Genomic DNA, 20098 nt, shown 5'->3' on the forward strand with positions numbered 1-20098 from the left:
CAGGAGGCGATCGTCGTCAACCTTCCCGCCCTCTACGCGCTGGAGGGTTGACCGAGCCCGATAGAGCCTGGATGGACAGGGCGGGCCGCCGATCCGGTCTGCGTCGGGGTTACGGTGTGATGGGAGTCACCCGACGAGTTGAACGGAGTCGTTCGAATGTCTGAGCCGATCACCGCCCTGGATCTGCCCGCGCAGGAACTCAGCGAGGCCACCCGCAAGTACTTCGCGATCTGCGAAGAGAAACTGGGAATGGTCCCGAACGTCCTGCAGGCATACACCTTCGACGAGGAGAAGCTGCGTGCCTTCACCGGCATGTACAACGATCTGATGCTCGGCGATTCCGGACTCTCGAAACTGGAGCGGGAGATGATCGCGGTCGTCGTCTCGTCGGTCAACAAGTGCTACTACTGCCTCACTGCGCATGGCGCGGCGGTGCGGCAACTGTCCGGCGACCCACTGCTCGGCGAACAACTGGTCATGAACTTTCGATCGGCTGCGCTCGACGACAGGCAGCGGGCGATGCTCGAATTCGCCGAGAAGGTTACCGAACAACCCGCCAAACTCGACGAAGCCGACCGGCAGCGACTACGGGATGTGGGGTTCGGTGACCGTGATATCTGGGACATCTCGGCAACCGCCGCGTTCTTCAACATGACCAACCGGGTGTCGTCTGCGATCGATATGCGGCCCAACACCGAATACGCGTCGCAGTATCGCTGATCCGCAACGGGTTTCGGAGTCGGGACCGCACTCAGCCCACCTTCCACAGGGGATTGACCGGTCCGTGGCCGGCGCCGAGCGGATAGGCGGCCTCCAGCCCGCGGGTCACCCAGCGTTTACCGAACGCCACCGCATCCGGCATCGAAAAGCCATGTGCCAGAGCCGATGCCATCGCCGCAGACAAGGTGTCGCCGGCGCCGTGATCGTGGGGCGTGTCGATTCGGGAGTGGGTGAACTCGTGGAACTGCGCGCCGTCGAACAACAGGTCCGGGCTCTGTGCCGACGAGCGCAGGTGGCCGCCCTTGACCAGCGCCCAGCGGGCACCCAGCCCGTGCAGGGCGCGTGCGGCATCACGCTGGGACGCGTCGTCGACCACGTCGATGCCGGTGATGAGCCGCACCTCGTCGAGATTAGGTGTCACCACCGTTGCGATCGGGAACAGGACGGTGCGCAACGCATCCAGGGCTCCGGTCGCCAGGAGTGGATCGCCGTGCATCGACGCGCACACCGGATCGGCCACCAGTGGGATGGCGCCGTCTCCACCGATGTCCAGGCCGCCGCAGGCATCGACGACGGCCTCGATGATCGCGCTTGACGCGAGCATCCCCGTCTTGGCGGCGCCGATCCCGATGTCGGTGACGACGCTCGTGATCTGACCGGCCACTATCTGCGGTTCGATCTCCTGGAAGCCCTGTACCCCAAGGGAGTTCTGCACGGTGACCGCGGTGACCGCGACACAGCCGTGAACGCCGAGGGTGGCGAACGTGCGCAGGTCCGCCTGCATACCCGCCCCACCGCCCGAGTCCGAACCGGCGACGGTCAGAACCCGGACGGGGGTTAGACCCGTGGGCGCGGTGGGTAGTTCGGTTGTCATTCCACACCTACGGTTTCAAGGGGCAAATACACCCGGTTGCCCTGTTCGGCGAACTCCTCGGACTTCGCCGCCATCTCCTCGGCGATCTTGCGATCGATGTCCTCGGCCGTGACCAGGTTGTTCTTCTCCGCATAGGCGCGGACGTCGGCGCTGATGCGCATCGAGCAGAACTTGGGGCCGCACATCGAGCAGAAGTGGGCGGTCTTGGCGGGTTCGGCGGGCAGTGTCTCGTCGTGGTAGTCGCGGGCGGTGTCCGGGTCGAGGGCCAGGTTGAACTGGTCGGTCCACCGGAACTCGAAACGTGCCTGCGACAGGGCGTTGTCACGTTCCTGTGCCCGGGGGTGTGCCTTCGCCAGGTCGGCGGCGTGTGCGGCGATCTTGTAGGTGATCACTCCCACTTTCACGTCGTCGCGATCGGGCAGTCCCAGGTGCTCCTTCGGGGTGACGTAGCAGAGCATCGCGGTACCGGCCTGCGCGATCATCGCCGCACCGATCGCGGAGGTGATGTGGTCGTAGGCGGGGGCGATATCGGTGGCCAGCGGTCCGAGGGTATAGAACGGTGCCTCCTCGCACAGTTCCTCCTCCAGACGCACGTTCTCGACGATCTTGTGCATCGGAACATGGCCGGGACCTTCGATCATCACCTGCACGCCATAGCTTTTCGCGATCGATGTCAGCTCACCCAGGGTGCGCAGTTCGGCAAACTGGGCCTCGTCGTTGGCATCGGCGATGGAGCCGGGTCGCAGGCCGTCGCCGAGGGAGAAGGTGATGTCGTACCTGGCGAAGATCTCGCACAGCTCGCGGAAGTGGTTGTACAGGAATGATTCCTGATGGTGTGCCAGGCACCAGGCCGCCATGATCGAACCGCCGCGCGAGACGATGCCGGTGACCCGGCGAGCGGTGAGCGGCACGTACCGCAGCAGCACGCCGGCGTGCACCGTCATGTAGTCGACACCCTGCTCGGCCTGCTCGATCACGGTGTCGCGGTATATCTCCCACGTCAGCTTGGTGGGATCGCCGTTCACCTTCTCCAGTGCCTGATAGATCGGCACTGTGCCGACCGGCACCGGGGAGTTGCGCATGATCCATTCGCGGGTGAGATGGATGTCCTTACCCGTGGACAGGTCCATGATGGTGTCGGCGCCCCAGCGGGTGGCCCACACCATCTTCTCCACCTCTTCCGAGATATCGCTGCGCACAGCGGAATTACCGATATTGGCGTTCACCTTGACGGCGAATCGTTTGCCGATAATCATCGGCTCGGACTCGGGGTGGCGGTGGTTGGCGGGGATCACGGCACGGCCCGCGGCCACCTCCTCGCGGACGACCTCGGGATCGAAACCCTCACGGGCGGCGACGAAACGCATTTCGTCGGTGACGATTTCCGCCCGTGCCCAAGCCAACTGGGTGGATGCCACCCGGGTGGAACCGGCGCGGGGGTCGGCCGGGGCGGGTTCGGGCCGGTGCCACGAGTCCCGGGTCGGTGGTAGACCGCGTTCGACGGCGATGTCGGCCGACGGGTCGGTGTACGGACCTGAGGTGTCATACACATCAAGGTGGTCACCGTTGGTGAGTGCGATGCGTCGTTGCGGCACCCGCAGCGTGCCTCCGTGCTGATGGCCCCCGATGCGCCCATTGCCCTCGGTGTTCCCGCCGGCTTCGCCGCTCCTGTCGCCTTGGGCGCATCCGGTGCCGTGGGTGTCCCTTCTGGCCTGGATCTCCTTGTAGTGCTTGTGGCTACCGGCGATGGGGCCGGTGGTGATGCCTCGGCCGTCGACCGGTGCGTTCGTGGGTGTGCTGCTGGTGGCGGGCAGGCTCGTTGAGGGTGGTTTGGTACCAGGCCGGTTCGCTGTAGACGGGCTTGTCGCGCGTTGGCTTGTAGCAGGTCGGCTTGTAGCAGGTTGGCTTGTTTCAGGCAGGCTGGTGCCCATGGGTGCTCTCCCTACGCCGGCATTACCCGGACAGGTTCAGGCGGTCGGCGGCCGCCTGCCGCCATCTCAGCCCCCGGTGATCGTGGGAGCCCCCGCGTGTTCATTTATGTGATCGCGTGTGATCGCGAATGCGTGGCCGAGCCGGTGTTGCTGAGCAGATGTGGCTGAGCAGATGCGGCTGCGACTCGACGGCCATCGTAGACGCTGACGGGCATCGGGTCACTGTGAGCGCACAATCTGCACCCACGTGATTTTCCTCTGCAAGATCGCGATGCGAGAAGCAGCAAGCACCGGTAGTATGTGATCCGTATCACAAGCAGTGAGTCACCAGAAGTGTGGAGAGGCAGAACCAGTGCAGCGCAAGACCCAGTCAGTCCGACCGACCCAGTCGGCCCAGGCGATACTGCATCAGATCTCCCAGGTGGTACACAACCCCGAGCGTGATCGGTTCGAGCTGTGGGTCGCCGGGGACCTTGTGGGCGTACTCGGCTACTCCTCAGAAGTTGTCGACGGCAAACCAACCATCTCGGTGATGCATACCGTCATCTACGACGAGTACACCGGCCACGGCCTGGGGGCACGACTGGTCCGGGGTCTGCTGGCCTACGTCAAACACTGCGGTGCGCAATTGCGGCCCGTCTGCAGCTTCACCAAACGCTACGTCGACGCCCATCCCGGCATCGTCGAGCTGGCACCGGCTTGATCTTGTTCTGGCCCCAGTAACCTGGGGCGGGTGACCGAGACAGGCGTCGGCGGGGACCGGGGCATCCAGGGTCTGATCCTGAGGGCGTTCGGCGCTGACGACTACCGGCTGACGGTGACGTCCGCCGCGAGGTACCTCACCGACCGGTATGTGCGGCTCGAGTTCTCCGGTGGAGGTCTGCTGCGCGAGCGGCCGTATCACCCGACGATGTTCCTGCGACTGTGGTTCGAGGACCGGCATGGCAGACCCCACCAGCGCGGATACACGATCATCGATCCCGATCCGGACGCCGACGCCTTCGCCGTCGAGTTCGCCGTCCACGAGGGTGCGGCAGCCCGCTGGGCGCTCACCGCACAACCCGGCGACGTGCTCGGGGCGACGTTTTTGCGCTCGGCGTTCGCCGTCCCGGAACCGGCCCCGACCGGCTGGCTGATCGTGGGTGACGCGGCGTCGCTGCCCGCGATCAACTCTCTGCTCGACGAACTCGGTGAGTCCGGGGCGCCTGCGGTCATCTGGTTCGAGTGGGTCCACGACACCGACATGGACCTGCCGGTCCGGTTGCGGTCACACGACACGATTCGGTGGGTTCGGCGCGACAGCGAGGCGGGTATCGTGGCTGCTCTGCGGTCTGCGGCGTTCGATGCTTCCGGGCAGTTCGGCTGGGTGGCGCTGGACACGGCGCAGACACGGGCGGTCGCCGCGATCCTGCGTGCCGACTACAAGCTGGGCAGGCGGGGCGTCAAATCGCAGGCATACTGGCTGGAAACGAGAGGCCCGTCCTGAGTCGTGATCTGGTCCGTGAGATTTCACATTTCGGGTATGGGTAACTTAGGCTCTCCTAAACATGGCGTACCGAGGTCCTGTGATGCCTGAGTCCCCGCAGGGGAGGAGTTTCTGCGTGAATGTGACCGCGAGTTCAACTGTGGCCGCACACACGGAAGCCGGGGCTCCTGCCGATCCGGCGCAGATCTGTGCGGCATGGGCGGCGACCGGCCGTTTTGCCGAGTACGTGGTTTACGAACGCGATGGTCGGTGGATATTCGCCGCCGACGTGGCCGCCCGCATCGTGCTGACCGGTACGGATGTCTCGGTGTCAACGGGTGACACCACCACAAGCAGACGCTGGGCGGACGACCCCGGCGCCCGTCCGGTCGACGCACTCGCCGAGGCGGTCGCGGCACTGCCGATGGCCGATTGGCAGCTCTACGGTTGGGTCGGCTTCGACTTCGCCGCCGGACATCACGGCCTGGGTGATCGGGTCGCCGACGACGCGGTGCTCGCGCACCTCATCGTCCCGCGGGTCGAGTTGACGGTGAGTTCGCACGGCATCGAGAGTGCGGGCGCAGGGGGCGTGGACATCGGCGGGGTCGGGCTCGATGACGAACTGCTTGCGGTGGCCCGGTCCGCCGGCGACATCGCCCATGAGAACGCGCAGCGCGCCACACCGCCCATCGACATCGACTCCGATCCGTACGACTACCGGGGTTCTGTAGCGGCGGCGGTATCGGAGATCGCCGACGGCAAGTACCAGAAGGTCATCATGTCGCGGCATGTCGACATCCCGTTCGCCGTCGACATGCCCGCCACCTACGCACGCGCCCGCGTCGCCAACAATCCGATGCGGTCGTACCTGGTGTCGCTCGGCGGGATCGAGACCGCCGGCTTCAGCCCCGAGCTGGTGGTGTCGGCGACGGCCGACCGTCAGGTGCTCACCGAACCGCTCGCCGGGACCCGGCCGCTGGGCCGCTCGCCCGAGGAGGACGCGGCGGCGCGCGACGAACTGCTCAACGACAGCAAGGAGATCACCGAACACGCGGTGTCGGTGCGGGCCTGCTTCGGCGAGATCGAGTCGATCGCCGAACCCGGCACCACCGCGGTCACCGAGTTCATGGCGATCCGCGAACGCGGTCACGTCCAGCACCTGGCGTCGACGCTGCGGGGCACGCTGCGCACCGACACCGGGCCGTGGGTGGCGCTGTCGGTACTGTTCCCGTCGATCACCGCCTCGGGTATTCCGAAAGCACCCGCACTCGACGCCGTCTATCGGCTCGAGCCGAAACCACGCAGCCTGTATTCGGGCGCGATCATGACCGCGTCGTCGTCGGGCGAGCTGGAGGCGGCACTGGTGCTGCGATCGGTGTACGCGCAGGACGGGCAGGCGTGGCTGCGGTCGGGCGCAGGTGTCGTCGAACAGTCCCGGCCGGATCGCGAGTTCGAGGAGACCTGCGAGAAGCTCGTCGGCCTGGCGCCGTTCATCGTCGCTGCGCAGCAGCCCGGCAGTGATGGCGCGAGAGGTTCATTGTGACCGCCCGTCCCGATACTCTCGGCTCCGATGTCCTCGATGTCCTCGATGTGGTCGGAATCGGTTTCGGTCCGGCGAATCTGGCGGTGGCGGTCGTTCTCGAAGAACTCGCCGAGTCCGGTACCGCACTGAGTGCGGCTTTTGTGGAAAGCAAACCGGAGTTCAGCTGGCATCCCGGAATGATGTTGCCGGGTGCCAATATGCAGATAGCCTTTCCCAAAGACCTTGCCACCATGCGGAATCCGCGAAGTGCCTACACCTTTTTCAATTATCTGCACGCCAAAGGCCGGATGGTTGATTTCATCAATCAGCAGACCTTCTTTCCGAGCAGGCACGAATTCGGGGACTATCTCGCCTGGGCCGCGGACACCGTCGGTGCTGACGTCCGGTACGGAACCCGTGCGCAGCGAATCGCTTTCGACGGCGATCAGGTGGTGGTGAGCTGTCACGGCCCCGACGGTCCGTTCGAATTGCGGGCCCGCAACGTACTTTTCGCGCCCGGACTCGTCGGCAGGATTCCCTGCGGACTCGTGCCCAGTGCCCGGATATTCCACAATCACGACATCCTCACCCGGATCGGCCGGATACCGTCGGCGCATAACGGGGCGTTCGCGGTGCTCGGTGCCGGCCAGAGTGCCGCGGAGGTGGTCGAATATCTGCACAGCACCTACCCGCAAGCGCGGGTGCACCTGCTGCACACCAAGTTCGGTCTCTCACCGTCGGACGACAGCCCGTTTGCGAACCGGGTGTTCGACCCGGACACCGTCGACCTGTGGTACTCGGCCCCCGTCCACGTCCGGGAACGGATGATGGACTATCACCGCAGCACCAACTATTCGGCGGTCGACATGGACCTGCTCGAGGAGTTGTACCGGCGTGAGTACCACGAAAGCGTGACCGGCAGCCGGCGTCTGCTCATCCACCGCACCACCGAGGTCACCGGCGCCGTCGAGGACGCCGACGGGGTCAGCGTCGGCACCCGTAACCTGATGACCGGTGCCGAGGACACCATCCGGGTCGACGCACTGGTCTGCGCCACCGGTTTCGCACCGGGCAACATCAGGGACCTGCTCGGCGATGCGTCGGAGTCGTGCCTATTCGACGACGAAGGTCCGGTCGTGGGCCGCGATTACCGGCTCGCCACAGTCGACAACGTGTGCGCGGGCGTCTACCTCAACGGCGGCGCCGAGGCCACGCACGGGTTGTCGTCGACACTGTTGTCCAACATCGCGGTCCGTGCGGGGGAGATCATCGACTCGGTGCTGGCGCACAGCCCTCAGCTGATCTCGAGGACCACCGGCGCGTGATCGCTGGCACCTCGGGCTTTGCGGGCATTGCGGTCGACATGGGCGTCGAACACCCGGTCACCGAGCGCCGGTGAGCACAGCAGGTAGTCGATGCGCACGCCCTCGTCGCGTGGAAACCGCAACTGGGTGTAGTCCCAGCAGGTGTAGCCGGGCGCGTAGGGGAGCGCCGCGTCGGTGAACCCGTGACCGGTGAACGCGGCGAGTGCAGCTCGTTCGGCCTCGGTGACGTGCGGTCTGCCCTCGAAGTAGGTCCGGTCCCACACGTCGTCGTCGGTGGGTGCGACGTTCCAGTCACCGGCCAGCACGATCTGCGCGGCCGGATCGTGGGCGAGCCACAGCGCGCTGCGGTCGGCGAGTGCCGACAACCATTCCAGCTTGTAGGCGTAGTGCGGGTCGGTGAGCGATCGTCCGTTCGGGACGTACAGGCTCCACACCTGCACGCCGTCGCACACCGCGGCCACGGCCCGTGCCTCGACGCCCACATCGGCGAATGCGGGCTGCCCGTCGAAGCCGTACTGCACCGATTCGAGGCCGACCCGCGAGGCGATGGCCACACCGTTGAATCCGCCCTGCCCGCAGAACACGACGTCGTAGCCGCTCGCGAGGAAACTCATCACCGGGAACTGGTCGTCGGGACATTTCGTCTCCTGCATCGCCAGCACGTCGATGTCATGGCGTTCCATCCACGCCACCACGGTTTCCGAGCGGGCACGGATCGAATTGACGTTCCACGTGGCTATCCGCATGGCGGTCAGTCGATCTCGGCCAGGGTGGCGCCGGCGGTCTCCCAGCGCGTCCGGACGATCGGGCGGCGACGTTCGGACGTCGACAGTACGACGGCGAACGTGGCGGACGGATGGGCCTGGTGGGCGTAGTGATCGCGGTAGAACAGCAACGACGAGGCGAACCAGTCGAGCTGCCCGAGGTCCGCGGTGAGCAGATTGTGGGCGCGTGAGATGTGCGTCAGATAGCCCGTCGGCGGGACCACTCCGGCCGAGAGCGCCCGGCCGTCGAGATCACGCATGCAGTCGTCGAAGGAGTCCTTGTTGTAGCCGAACGACTTGCCGAACTCCCAGGCCCGGGAGAACGCTGTGAACAGTCCGGACAGCGTGGTCATCCCGGCTGCGTCGACGGTGCGTACCGAGAAGCGCCGTCCGGGGGACGGCATGTGCGCCGAACCGAGAAGCCCGATCGGCGGGCCGTCGTGGGTGGCGTTGATCAGGAACTGGCGCAACGAGATCGGGGAATCCATCAGTTCGGTCCTCGAATCCGGGTGAAGGAACGGTAGTGGTCGTCGGTGTACCAGGCCGAGCCGTCGTCGGCGGTGATGATGCGTTCGGCGTCGCGGCTGCGGCCCGGCTTCTTCGGGTTCACGTCCCACTCCTGGAACCTCAGGCGGCGGCCGTCGGATCCGGTGCGCGGGAGCAGACCTTCATTGTTACGGAAGTTGATGCCGCCACGGGTACCGGGTGCGTCGGCCGCGTCGGGCCACTGCCCGGCGTCGATCAGTTCGAGTGTGGCCAGCGCGTGCGTGGGGATCTTGCTGCTCTGGGTAGACCGCTTCTGGGTTGTGCTCTTTTGGCTCGCACTTTTTTGAGCTGAGCTTCTGGGCGCGGTGGGTTTCGGACTTGTCCGGAAGGTGGGCTTGACCGTGCCCGACGACGTGACCGCGTGGGTGCCGGACCCGGTGTCGTCGTTTCCGCCGGTGACCAGCAGGGCGATCACGCACAGGGCGGCGATGATCAGTACGGCGATGACAGTGATCTGTGCGGACCGTTTGCGGCCCTGCGCGCTGGAAGCAGACATCGCAGACAACGGTAGGCCATGACGGCGCGCCGCTACAGCCGGACGTACCCGTACTGGTGGTGCAGGCCGAAGCCGAGTCGCCGATACCAGGCGCCGGCCGCGCGGTTGGCGGCATCGACCTGCAGGTACGCCGTGCCCGCGCCGAGATCCCGGCCCCAGCCGAGCAGAGCCGCCAGCACTTGGCCGCCCAGTCCACGGCCACGGTGACCGGACAGCGTGTGCAGGGCGGTGACGCCGAGAACGGGGTTGCCGGCCGCAGTCGGGGTGATTGCTCCGCGGCCGATCGCCACGAGCCGCTCGTCGTCGCGGATGCCGGCGAAGACGAGCCGGCCGTTGCGCACTGAGCTGATCACCGCCGCGGCCATGGCATGGTCGGCGGGCGAGGTTGCAGGGTCCAGGCGCACATCGAGCCACTCGGAGCCGGCGGCGGGTTCACAGATCACCTCTGCGGTGCTGGTCCCGCCCGTGACCTGCGCGATCTCCGCTGTCAGTACCTGCACTGGCTGTTCGATCCGCCCGGGCAGATGTGCGGCCGGAAGGAGCCGGTCGGGCCAAGCCAGTTGCGGCGGTAGGGACCGGTCCCGGTACCAGTCGGTGATCGCGCTCAGTGTCGGCCCGTCCGCGCGGGCTCCGATGTCGATGGGCACCGCGCAGTTGGCGCGTCGCGTGTAGCCGCCGCCGGCGCGCACCAGCCACCCGTCGATCCACTGCGACTCGGTGCCCGGCCAGGCGTGCGCCGCCGCGTACTCGACGGCTCTGATCTCGCTGTTGCGCACGGTCCGCAGCGACAGCACCCGGATCGAGGTCACCGCAGATCGGGGGATCTCCACGACGGTGTCGTCCCGGTCGAGCCGGATCCTATCCGCACCGTCCCCGACGACGACGCCGGTCACATCCGACAGTGACGGTCCCGACGTGGTGGCCGGATTGGGCGCACCGCGCCAGTCCGCGGGCGTGTCCGCACCGAGCCGGTAGCGCACCACCACCCGATCGCCGATCAACGGCTCGCTCATGGCAGCCGAGTGATGAGCTCAGTCATCGTGGCCGAAGGGGTCCTCCTGGGCGCCGGGCAGCCAGGTGAGGCCGGGGGCGCCCCAGCCGTTGCGTTTGACGGCCTTCTTCGCCGCACGGGCGTTGCGGCCGACGAGGACGTCGACGTACAGGAAACCGTCGAGGTGACCGGTCTCGTGCTGCAGCATCCGGGCGAAGAAGTCGTTGCCCTCGATGACCACCTCGGCGCCGTTGCGGTCGGTTCCGGTGACGCGGGCCCAATCGGCGCGGCCGGTGGGGAACTGCTCACCCGGCACCGACAGGCAGCCCTCGTCGTTGTCGTCCGGGTCGGGCATCGTCTCGGGGATCTCGGAGGTCTCCAGCACCGGGTTGATCACCTCGCCGCGCCGGCGGATCACCGACCCGCGGCTCTCGTCGGGGCAGTCGTAGACGAACATCCGCAGGCCCACACCCACCTGGTTGGCGGCCAGACCGACACCGTGTGCGGCGTCCATCGTCTCGTACATGTCGTCGAGCAGTGTGACGATCTCAGCGGCCGGGCGGCCTTGGTCGTCGAGTACGACGGGTGCGGTCGGCGTGTGCAGGACGGGTTCGCCGATGATGCAGATCGGGAGAATAGCCATGTGTTCGTTTCTCTCGTGACGCGTGCGGAAAGGTCCGGTGCGGGTTCCCGGTGATCGCCGGCCCTGCCCGCGTGTGTCAGATTACCGCCGGATTTTCTCCGATCGGTGCGCGGTGGCGAGTCATGCCGGGGTTGGTGCGCTCGGCCGTGTTTAGATTGCTGGCGAACGACATCGATGTGAGTCACCACGTCAATGCGAGAACCCGGATCAGGGCGAGCATGGGCAGTGAATCAGTCGGGGGGTGTCCATAAGCATGGGGCGAATCCAAAGGGAGCGACATGGATAGCGCAGCAGCGCGTAGCCGCGATCACGGTGACCGGATCACACCTACGGACGTGGTGGAGCCTGCGGCCTCGCCAGCCGATCCCAAGGCGATCGGGGAGGACGGCCTCTCGCGCCGCGATCACGACATCCTGGCGTTCGAACGCCAGTGGTGGAAGTACGCGGGTGCCAAGGAAGAGGCCATCAAGCAGTTGTTCGGGTTGTCGTCGACCCGCTACTACCAGGTGCTCAACGCGCTGGTGGACCGGCCGGAGGCGCTTGCCGCCGACCCGATGCTGGTCAAGCGGCTGCGGCGGCTGCGCTCGGCCCGTCAGAAGGCGCGTGCGGCACGCCGGCTCGGCTTCGAGATCACCTGACATCCGGTTGCATGAGCAGTCGGTGGCGCCGATCCCGCGATCCGCTGTGAGTTAAAGTTGCCGAGATGAAAGCTGACCGGGAACAGAACAGGCTTCCCTTCCGTGCGGGAGCGATGCTGCTGCTGTCGGTGGCGGTCGTGTTCTTCGGGCTTGCCTGGCATTCGGCGGCCTCGGGTGGCGACGACCCCGAGCAGAAGCTCGCCGAGGCGGGCGCCAAGATGTCCGCGACCTCCGCCTCCACGTCCGCGCCGGGCAGATCCTCCTCGGGCCGCGGCCCGGCGTTATGCGTGTTCAACGCGGGGACGGTCGCAGGATTGGCGAGTGAGGTCAGTTCGGAGCTGGAGAAGAAGGGCTTCCGGGTGTCCGACACGGGTAATCTCACCACCAGTTCGTTCACGGAGAACACGATCTTCTACGACTCCGGCAACAAGTCGACGGCGCAGCGGGTGTCGAGGGCACTCGGGGGCGGGGCGAGCATCGAGGCCCGGCCCGCCGCGTTCAGCCAATGCGCCGACGGAGTGCCCGTGATCGTCGTGAGCCGCTGATCGGTGCGGTGTGGCTGATCGGTGCGGTGTGTTGTCGGTCGTGTCGATGGCCGAATCACCGTACCCATCGACCACACATCCACTACGCCCTGTAATACTTGGTCCACCAGACACGTGGTCCCACCAGACACGAGGAGTGCCATGTCCGCCAGTTCTCACCTCGCCACCCCGGCCACCGGCCGTCGTCGTACCGCGCGTGTGGTCGCGGTGATCGCGGCGGCGGGCGCTATCGGCGCGGGCCTGTCCGCCTGTTCGCCCGACGAACACGCATCCGATGCCCCGTACACCGCACCGTCGGTCGTGACCGGCGACCAGGCGCCTCCGGGTGAGGGGACGGGCGTGGACGGGCATTCGGGCAAGGCCACCGCCTCCCTCAAGGACGCCAAGGGCAAGCCCGTCGGCACCGCCACCTTCACCACCCTCGGCGATGCGGTGAAGGTGTCCGTCATCGTCAGCGGTCTGCCCGCCGGTTTCCACGGTATGCACCTGCACACCAACGGCGAATGCAAGGCGTCGGGTTCCGAACCGTTCACCTCGGCCGGTGGCCACCTGCAGGTCGATGGCAATACCGGACATCCCGCGAGCGGCGACCTGGTGTCGATCAATGTCCTGGAGGACGGCTCCGGTGAAGTGACCACCACCACCGACAAGGTGACTCTGGATCAGATCGACGGCAAGTCGATCATCATTCACGCCGATGCCGACAACTTCGGCAACATCCCCACCCGGTATGCGGCCAAGCCCGATGAGAAGACCCTGACCACCGGTGACGCCGGCTCGCGCATCGCGTGCGGTGTCATCGAGGCCGAGGCGTCCGGTGACCACGGCAGCAGCGAGTCCGGTGATGACGAGTCCGGGGACGACAAGTCCGGCGAGCACAAGTCCGGCGGCCACTGATACCCGGGGCGCACCGGTAGTCCGGGCCGTACTCCGCAACGCGGAACAGACCGTCGTGATCACCCCGATCGAGTTCGTCGGGTCGCCGACACCCAGTCTCGGCGTCGAGTGGGAGTTCGCCCTCACCGACAAGCGGACCGGCGACCTGTCCAACTCGGCCGCGGCCTTGTTCGAGCTGGTCGGCAGCCGGATCCCGGGCCCGGACGGCAAAGTGCACAAAGAGCTGCTGCGCAACACCGTCGAGTTGGTGACCGGTATCTGCCGTAACACCGGTGAGGCGATGGCCGACCTGTCGGCGACCCTCGGTGCGGTCCGCGAGCTCACCGACGAACTCGGCGTCGACCTCTACGGCGCGGGCACGCACCCGTTCGCCGAGTGGTCGACGCAGTTGCTCACCGAGGGGCACCGGTATGCCGAACTCATTGAGCGCACCCAGTACTGGGGCCGGCAAATGCTCATCTGGGGTGTGCATGTGCACGTCGGCATCGACCGGCGTGACAAGGTGCTGCCGATCCTCGATGCGCTGCTCAACTACTACCCGCACCTGCTGGCGCTGTCCGCGTCGTCGCCGATGTGGGCGGGGCAGGACACCAGCTACGCCAGCAATCGGGCGATGATGTTCCAGCAGTTGCCCACCGCGGGGCTGCCGTTCCAGTTCACGCGGTGGGCGCAGTTCGAGAAGTTCGTTTCCGATCAAAAGATAACTGGGATCATCGACCACACCAACGAGATCCGCTGGGACATCCGGCCGTCGCCGCATCTGGGCACCATCGAGGTGCGGGTGTGTGACGGGGCCACCAACATCGCCGAGTTGTCGGCGCTGGTCGCGCTCATCCACTGTCTGGTCGTCGATCTGTCGCAGCGGATGGACGCGGGCGAGGAATTGCCGACGATGCCGCCGTGGCTGGTGCAGGAGAACAAGTGGCGCGCGGCCCGCTACGGCCTCGACGCCATCGTCATCTGTGACCGGGAACTCGATGAACGGCTCGTCACCGACGATCTCGCCGATCTGCTGAAACATCTTGAGCCGATTGCTGATTCGCTGGATTGCAGTGATGAGCTGGCCGGTATCCACGGGATCATCGAGCGCGGAGCCAGCTACCAGCGCCAACGCGCGGTGTTCGCCCGCACCGGCTCGATGCGTGAGGTCGTCGCCTCGGTGGTCGCCGAACTCTGACGCGGTGCCGCGGTCATCGTCCGCCCGACGGGAGATTGCAGGCCGCGTCGCGTGTGCTTATAGACTTGCGCCGTGTCGAAACCTGCCATCTCCAACGTCCTGGCCTCCCGGTATGCCTCCGCCGACCTGACCTCGATCTGGTCGTCGAGCGCCAAGATCGTGCTCGAACGGCAATTGTGGATCGCAGTGCTGAAGGCGCAGAGGGATCTGGGCATCGACGTCCCTGAGCAGGCGATCACCGACTACGAACAGGTCGTCGACCAGGTGGATCTGCAATCGATCGCCGACCGCGAACGCGTCACCCGGCACGACGTGAAGGCGCGGATCGAGGAGTTCAACGCGCTCGCCGGGCACGAACAGATCCACAAGGGCATGACCAGCCGCGATCTGACCGAGAACGTCGAGCAGCTGCAGATCCTGCGTTCGCTGGAACATGTGCACGCCCACGGTGTGGCGGTGCTGGCCCGAATCACCGACCGGGCCGCGCAGTACTCGACGGTGGTGATGGCCGGACGGTCGCACAATGTGGCCGCCCAGGCCACCACGCTCGGTAAGCGGTTCGCCTCGGCCGCCGACGAACTGATGATCGCGCTGACGCGGCTGCGTGAGCTGATCGACCGGTATCCGCTGCGCGGGATCAAAGGCCCGATGGGCACCAGCCAGGACATGCTCGACCTGCTCGACGGCGACGCCGCCAAGCTGGCCGATCTAGAGCAGCGCGTAGCGCGGCATCTCGGGTTCTCGCGGTCGCTGACGTCGGTGGGGCAGGTGTATCCGCGTTCGCTCGACCACGACGTGGTCTCTGCCCTGGTCCAGACGGCCGCCGCACCGTCGTCGCTGGCGCACACCATCCGGCTGATGGCCGGGCACGAGCTGGTCACCGAGGGTTTCCAGCCCGGCCAGGTGGGCAGCTCGGCGATGCCGCACAAGATGAACACCCGCAGCTGCGAGCGGGTCAACGGCCTGGCGGTGGTCCTGCGCGGCTACGGTTCGATGGCCGCGGAACTGGCCGGCGCGCAGTGGAACGAGGGCGACGTGTTCTGTTCGGTGGTGCGTCGCGTCGCGCTGCCCGACGCGTTCTTCGCCCTCGACGGCCTGATGGAGACCTTCCTGACGGTGCTCGCCGAGTTCGGCGCCTACCCGGCGGTGATCGCCAACGAACTCGACCGGTACCTGCCGTTCCTGGCCACCACCAAGGTGCTGATGGCGGCGGTGCGGGCCGGGGTGGGGCGCGAGACCGCGCACGAGGCGATCAAGGAGAACGCGGTGGCCGTCGCGCTGGCGATGCGCGAGGAGGGTCGCGAACCAGATCTGCTCGACAGGCTGGCCGCCGATGAGCGGTTGCCGCTGGACCGGGTGCAACTCGAGGAGGCCCTCGCCGACAAGAAGGCGTTCATCGGTGCCGCCGAGCAGCAGGTGGCCGATGTGGTGGCCGCGGCGCAGCGGATCATCGACGAGTACCCGGAGGCCGCGGCCTATACACCGGCCCCGATCCTGTAGGCGGTCACTGATCCGCGGCGCGGTCGGCGTGCCCGAGATTCCAATCGGGCAGTGCCGCGTCGCGGATCAATTGTTTGACGGTGACCGCGTCCGGGAATCCGCCGTCACGCTTGCGTTCCCACACCTGCGTGCCGTCGACGTCGATGTGGAAGACGCCGCCCGTGCCGGGAACCAGCGTCACCGAACCGAGTTCGGCGCCGAAGGTGTTGAGCAGTTCACTTGCCATCCATGACGCCCGCAGCAGCCAATTGCACTGGGTGCAGTAGGTAATGGTGATCCGGGGTGCGCTCATGCCGGTAAGTATGCCCGGCAACGGTGCCGGGCATAGCTCAAGCTGATAGGGCTCAAGCGGATAGGGCTCGGGCGGGATAGGGCTCGGGCGGGATAGGGCTCAGCGGATGGGGTGGGCGGCTTCGAAGGCCTCGACGATGGGTGCGGGCACGCGGCCGCGGTTGCTGACCTCGTACCCATTGGCCCGTGCCCAATCCCGGATGGCGCGGCTCTGCTCGGCAGATGGCCGGTCCTGTCCCACGCTGGCGACACGCTTGCGGGTGACCACGTTGCCATTGACGATCTGCCGGGATGACTCGATGTACAGCTGCAGACTGTCCCGGAATTCTTCGGCATGCTCGATGCTGGTGTCAAATTCGTAGGTGGTGCCGTCGACGGAGAATGTCACGGTTTCGTGCTCCGCGAGCACCGTTCCGTCGAGGTCGTCAATAATCTGCTCGACAATTTGTCTCACCGGATGAATTCCTTAATCAGTGTGAATGTTTCAGTGCGAATGTCTCGACCTGCGATGCGGCAGCCGACCGGGCTGTCGGTGATCGTGGTCTGCCATCGAAATGTAGCAGAATGCGGAGATGTTCCCGATTTCCGGGCGTGTCGGTCGCGGCCGGCCATGCCGGAGGGACCGCACCGGAGGGGACGGCACCGGGGACCCGGAGGTATGCCCTAGGCTCGACGTATGCGCCCGAACTTGCAGTCGTATCAGCATGTGGCCTCGGGAAAGGTACGCGAGATCTATGAGATCGACGCCGACACCTTGCTGCTGGTGGCCACCGACCGTATCTCCGCCTACGACCATATTCTCCGGCCCGCCATTCGGGACAAAGGCCGCATCCTGACTGCTATGAGCTTTTTCTGGTTCGACGCCCTCGGCGTCCCGAATCATCTCGCCGGCGGCCCCACGGATGAACGTATCCCTGCCGAGGTCGTGGGCCGCTCGATGGTGGTGCGCAAACTGCCGATGGTGCAGGTCGAATGCGTCGCACGGGGCTATCTGACCGGTTCGGGCCTGCTCGACTACCGCGCCACCGGCGCGGTGTGCGGAATCGGACTGCCCGAGGGTCTCGGGGAGGCCGACAAGCTGCCCGAGCCGATCTTCACCCCGGCCACCAAGGCCGAACAAGGTGAACACGACGAGAACATCAGCTTCGACCGCGTCGTCGAGGATGTGGGCGCCGAGCAGGCCGCGGCGTTGCGCACCGCGACGCTCGACATCTATTCACGGGGCGCACAACTGGCCGCTGAACGGGGCATAATCCTGGCCGACACCAAGTTCGAATTCGGTCTCGGGACCGACGGAGAACTCGTCCTCGCCGACGAGGTGCTGACCCCGGACTCGTCGCGGTACTGGGACGCTGCCGGCTATCGGGCCGGGCAGGTGCAGCCCAGTTTCGATAAACAGATCGTCCGCAATTGGCTCACCGGGCCCGATTCGGGTTGGGATCGCGCGGCCGACAATCCACCGCCCGAACTGCCCGAGGACGTAATCGAACGCACTCGGCAGCGGTATATCGAAGCCTATGAATTGATTTCACAGTTGAAGTTCGCCGATTGGCCGGACGCGGAGGTGCGGGGATGAGCGTGACCCCGGCCACTCCAGAAGGGAAAACAGTGCCGGAAAAGCAAGCACCCGAAGGCAAGAGCGTGCCACCGGTTGCCAAGAAGGTGCCCACCGAACGTACCCATCACGGCGATACCTTCGTCGACGAGTACGAATGGTTGCGCGACAAGCAGAACCAGGAGGTCATCGACTACCTGGAGGCGCAGAACCGCCATACCGAGGCTCACACCGGTCATCTCGGTGACCTGAGCAAACAGATCTTCAACGAGATCAAGTCCCGCGTCAAAGAGACCGATATGTCGGTGCCCAGCAGGCGGGGAAGCTACTGGTACTACTCCCGAACGCAGGCGGGCAAGCAATACGGGATCAGTTGTCGCTGCCCGGTTTCCGGCGACGACGACTGGACACCGCCCAAGATCGGTGACAGCGTGCCCGGCGAGGAGATCACCTTCGACGCCAACATCGAGGCGCAGGGTACCGACTTCTTCAGCCTCGGCGCGTTCAGCATCTCCGAGGACGGCGACTGGCTGGTCTACGGTGTCGATAACGTCGGCGATGAACGATACACGTTGCGGTTCAAGAACCTTCGGACCGGCGAACTTCTCGACGACGAGATCCCCGGCACCGCGGGCGGGGCGGTGTGGTCGCTCGACGCCCGGCACGTGTTCTATCCGACCGTGGACGACGCCTGGCGTCCGGATACGGTGTGGCGCCACGACATCGGGGCGGGCACCGACGACGTCAAGGTGTTTCACGAGCCCGATGAACGCTACGGGGTGGGTATCGGCACCACACACAGCGACAAGTATCTGATCATCGGGGTGAGTTCCAAGATCACCTCGGAGGCATACATTCTCGACTCCACCGATCCGACCGGCGAATTCCGTAGTATCGCGCCGCGCGTGGAGGGCGTGGAATACGGCGTCGAACACCTGATCGTCGACGGCGAGGACTACTTCGCCTTCATGCACAACGAGATCCGAGACGGTGTGAAGCTGGAGAACTTCGCCGTCGACATCGCCCCCGTCACCGATCCTGCGGCGCGCCGGCCGCTGATCGAGCACGATCCCGGCGTGCGGATCGAGGATCTCGACGCATTCAGCGACTATCTGGTGCTGTCCTACCGATCCGGCGGTATCCCGCAGTTGTCGATCGCGGATCTGCGCACAGTCGACGGACTGCCGACGGCACGCGATTTCGTCCAGGTGGAGTTCGATCAGGGACTGTATTCGGTTGCGCTGGCCGGAAATCCCGAATGGGCGACGCCGCGGCTGCGGATCGCGTACGGCAGCTTCATCGAACCGTCCGAGCTCCTCGAGCTCGACGTCGCCACCGGCGAACGTACCCTGCTCAAGCGGCAGCCGGTGCTCGGCGGCTACGACCCGGCCGACTACGCGCAGTCACGCGAATGGGCCACCGCCGCCGACGGTACCAAGGTGCCGCTGTCGGTGATCCGCCGCAAGGATGTGACAGGTCCGGCGCCGCTGCTGCTGTACGGCTACGGATCGTACGAATCGAGCCTCGACCCGGCGTTCAGCGCCGCACGGCTGTCGATGCTCGACCGCGGTGTGGTGATGGTGTTCGCCCACATCCGTGGTGGCGGAGAACTCGGTCGGTACTGGTACGAAAACGGCAAGACCCTGAGCAAGAAGAACACCTTCACCGACTTCGTCGACGCCGCAAGGTATCTCATCGATTCGGGCTGGACCACGCCCGATCAGATGGTGGCCGAGGGCGGTTCGGCGGGCGGTCTGCTCATGGGTGCGGTCGCCAACCTGGCACCCGAACTGTTCCACGGGATTCTGGCGTCGGTGCCGTTCGTGGACGCGCTCAACTCGATCCTCGATCCGTCGCTGCCGCTGACCGTGACCGAATGGGACGAATGGGGCGACCCGCTGCACAATGCCGAGGTGTACGAGTACATGAAGTCTTACACCCCGTACGAGAACGTGACGGCCCAGCCGTACCCGCCGATTCTCGCGCTGGCTTCCCTCCACGACACCCGGGTGTTGTTCACCGAGGCCGCCAAATGGGTTGCCCGCCTTCAGGAACTGAGCACATCCGAGCATCCGGTTCTGCTCAAGACCGAGATGTCTGCCGGGCACGGCGGAGTCAGCGGACGCTACAAGAAGTGGGAGGAGGCCTCGTTCGAGCTGGCCTGGATCCTCCAGCAGACCGGAGCCGTCACCTTCTGACGAGACCCTCCGCCGGCCGA

20 protein-coding genes, 1 pseudogene and 1 riboswitch are annotated in these 20098 nt (G+C 66.0%); of the genes and pseudogenes, 12 read left to right on the forward strand and 9 right to left on the reverse strand.

What is annotated here, in order from left to right; genetic code table 11:
* The first annotated feature begins 156 nt into the window (after window positions 1-156).
* The gene (locus KDB67_RS13295) at window positions 157-720 is read left to right on the forward strand and encodes a peroxidase-related enzyme (RefSeq protein WP_291016367.1); all 564 of its coding nucleotides are present in this window, start codon (window positions 157-159) and stop codon (window positions 718-720) included.
* Window positions 721-751: 31 nt separating this feature from the next.
* Here the strand turns inward: KDB67_RS13295 and thiD are convergent, their stop codons facing one another.
* Both thiD and thiC read right to left on the reverse strand, forming a co-directional pair.
* Complete coding sequence (gene thiD / locus KDB67_RS13300; RefSeq protein ID WP_291016369.1) at window positions 752-1594, reverse strand: bifunctional hydroxymethylpyrimidine kinase/phosphomethylpyrimidine kinase; 843 nt, start codon at window positions 1592-1594, stop codon at window positions 752-754.
* Window positions 1591-3195 (reverse strand): annotated as a pseudogene (thiC, locus tag KDB67_RS13305) (phosphomethylpyrimidine synthase ThiC); the annotation flags it as partial. The pseudogene thiC and the gene thiD, both read right to left, overlap by 4 nt.
* 321 nt (window positions 3196-3516) lie before the next feature.
* Window positions 3517-3631: riboswitch (TPP riboswitch) on the reverse strand.
* A 246-nt stretch (window positions 3632-3877) separates the two neighbouring features.
* Here thiC and KDB67_RS13310 point away from each other — a divergent pair.
* From KDB67_RS13310 to KDB67_RS13325, 4 genes are all read left to right on the forward strand, one after another.
* The gene (locus KDB67_RS13310; protein ID WP_291016371.1) at window positions 3878-4228 is read left to right on the forward strand and encodes a GNAT family N-acetyltransferase; all 351 of its coding nucleotides are present in this window, start codon (window positions 3878-3880) and stop codon (window positions 4226-4228) included.
* Window positions 4229-4258: 30 nt separating this feature from the next.
* On the forward strand, window positions 4259-5011 hold the full coding sequence (locus KDB67_RS13315; RefSeq protein WP_291016373.1) for a siderophore-interacting protein: 753 nt from the start codon (window positions 4259-4261) through the stop codon (window positions 5009-5011).
* 121 nt (window positions 5012-5132) lie between these two features.
* Complete coding sequence (locus tag KDB67_RS13320) at window positions 5133-6533, forward strand: salicylate synthase (RefSeq protein ID WP_291016448.1); 1401 nt, start codon at window positions 5133-5135, stop codon at window positions 6531-6533.
* Complete coding sequence (locus KDB67_RS13325) at window positions 6530-7837, forward strand: SidA/IucD/PvdA family monooxygenase (protein ID WP_291016376.1); 1308 nt, start codon at window positions 6530-6532, stop codon at window positions 7835-7837. Before KDB67_RS13320 ends, KDB67_RS13325 begins: the two co-directional genes overlap by 4 nt.
* Here KDB67_RS13325 and KDB67_RS13330 read toward each other — a convergent pair.
* From KDB67_RS13330 to KDB67_RS13350, 5 genes are read right to left on the reverse strand one after another with little or no spacing between them, the layout of a single operon-like run.
* Window positions 7807-8583 carry an exodeoxyribonuclease III gene (locus KDB67_RS13330; protein WP_291016379.1) on the reverse strand — a complete coding sequence of 259 codons (777 nt, stop codon included), beginning with the start codon at window positions 8581-8583 and terminating at the stop codon, window positions 7807-7809. The two genes, KDB67_RS13325 and KDB67_RS13330, sit on opposite strands and share 31 nt — an antisense overlap.
* 5 nt (window positions 8584-8588) lie before the next feature.
* Window positions 8589-9089, reverse strand: coding sequence for a barstar family protein (locus KDB67_RS13335; RefSeq protein WP_291016382.1), 501 nt, complete (start codon window positions 9087-9089; stop codon window positions 8589-8591).
* Window positions 9089-9643 carry a ribonuclease domain-containing protein gene (locus KDB67_RS13340; protein ID WP_291016386.1) on the reverse strand — a complete coding sequence of 185 codons (555 nt, stop codon included), beginning with the start codon at window positions 9641-9643 and terminating at the stop codon, window positions 9089-9091. Before KDB67_RS13340 ends, KDB67_RS13335 begins: the two co-directional genes overlap by 1 nt.
* A gap of 32 nt (window positions 9644-9675) precedes the next feature.
* Window positions 9676-10656 (reverse strand): GNAT family N-acetyltransferase, encoded by a 981-nt coding sequence (locus KDB67_RS13345; protein ID WP_291016389.1) that lies wholly within the window; start codon window positions 10654-10656, stop codon window positions 9676-9678.
* 18 nt (window positions 10657-10674) lie between these two features.
* The gene (locus KDB67_RS13350) at window positions 10675-11277 is read right to left on the reverse strand and encodes a peptide deformylase (RefSeq protein ID WP_291016392.1); all 603 of its coding nucleotides are present in this window, start codon (window positions 11275-11277) and stop codon (window positions 10675-10677) included.
* A gap of 278 nt (window positions 11278-11555) precedes the next feature.
* Between KDB67_RS13350 and KDB67_RS13355 the strand changes: the two genes are divergently transcribed.
* The 5 genes from KDB67_RS13355 (at window position 11556) to purB (ending at window position 16034) form a co-directional block, all read left to right on the forward strand.
* On the forward strand, window positions 11556-11915 hold the full coding sequence (locus KDB67_RS13355; RefSeq protein WP_291016395.1) for a DUF3263 domain-containing protein: 360 nt from the start codon (window positions 11556-11558) through the stop codon (window positions 11913-11915).
* 65 nt (window positions 11916-11980) lie between these two features.
* Window positions 11981-12460: a LytR C-terminal domain-containing protein gene (locus KDB67_RS13360; RefSeq protein ID WP_291016397.1), complete on the forward strand. Its 480-nt coding sequence runs from the start codon at window positions 11981-11983 to the stop codon at window positions 12458-12460.
* Between the two features lie 141 nt (window positions 12461-12601).
* Entirely contained in the window at window positions 12602-13357 is a 756-nt protein-coding gene (locus tag KDB67_RS13365; protein WP_291016400.1) for a superoxide dismutase family protein, read from the forward strand.
* A 58-nt stretch (window positions 13358-13415) separates the two neighbouring features.
* On the forward strand, window positions 13416-14534 hold the full coding sequence (locus tag KDB67_RS13370) for a glutamate--cysteine ligase (protein WP_291016450.1): 1119 nt from the start codon (window positions 13416-13418) through the stop codon (window positions 14532-14534).
* A 72-nt stretch (window positions 14535-14606) separates the two neighbouring features.
* Window positions 14607-16034, forward strand: coding sequence for an adenylosuccinate lyase (purB, locus tag KDB67_RS13375; RefSeq protein WP_291016402.1), 1428 nt, complete (start codon window positions 14607-14609; stop codon window positions 16032-16034).
* Window positions 16035-16038: 4 nt separating this feature from the next.
* Here purB and KDB67_RS13380 read toward each other — a convergent pair whose 3' ends face one another.
* Window positions 16039-16326, reverse strand: coding sequence for a SelT/SelW/SelH family protein (locus KDB67_RS13380; RefSeq protein ID WP_291016404.1), 288 nt, complete (start codon window positions 16324-16326; stop codon window positions 16039-16041).
* Between the two features lie 99 nt (window positions 16327-16425).
* Window positions 16426-16779 (reverse strand): Lsr2 family protein, encoded by a 354-nt coding sequence (locus KDB67_RS13385; protein WP_291016407.1) that lies wholly within the window; start codon window positions 16777-16779, stop codon window positions 16426-16428.
* Between the two features lie 222 nt (window positions 16780-17001).
* On the opposite strand from KDB67_RS13385, the gene KDB67_RS13390 reads away from it, so the two are divergent.
* Complete coding sequence (locus tag KDB67_RS13390) at window positions 17002-17901, forward strand: phosphoribosylaminoimidazolesuccinocarboxamide synthase (protein WP_291016409.1); 900 nt, start codon at window positions 17002-17004, stop codon at window positions 17899-17901.
* The gene (locus tag KDB67_RS13395) at window positions 17898-20078 is read left to right on the forward strand and encodes a S9 family peptidase (protein WP_291016412.1); all 2181 of its coding nucleotides are present in this window, start codon (window positions 17898-17900) and stop codon (window positions 20076-20078) included. Before KDB67_RS13390 ends, KDB67_RS13395 begins: the two co-directional genes overlap by 4 nt.
* The last annotated feature ends 20 nt before the right edge of the window (window positions 20079-20098 follow it).

The sequence above is a fragment of the Gordonia sp. (in: high G+C Gram-positive bacteria) genome, assembly GCF_020438995.1.
Classification (GTDB): domain Bacteria; phylum Actinomycetota; class Actinomycetes; order Mycobacteriales; family Mycobacteriaceae; genus Gordonia.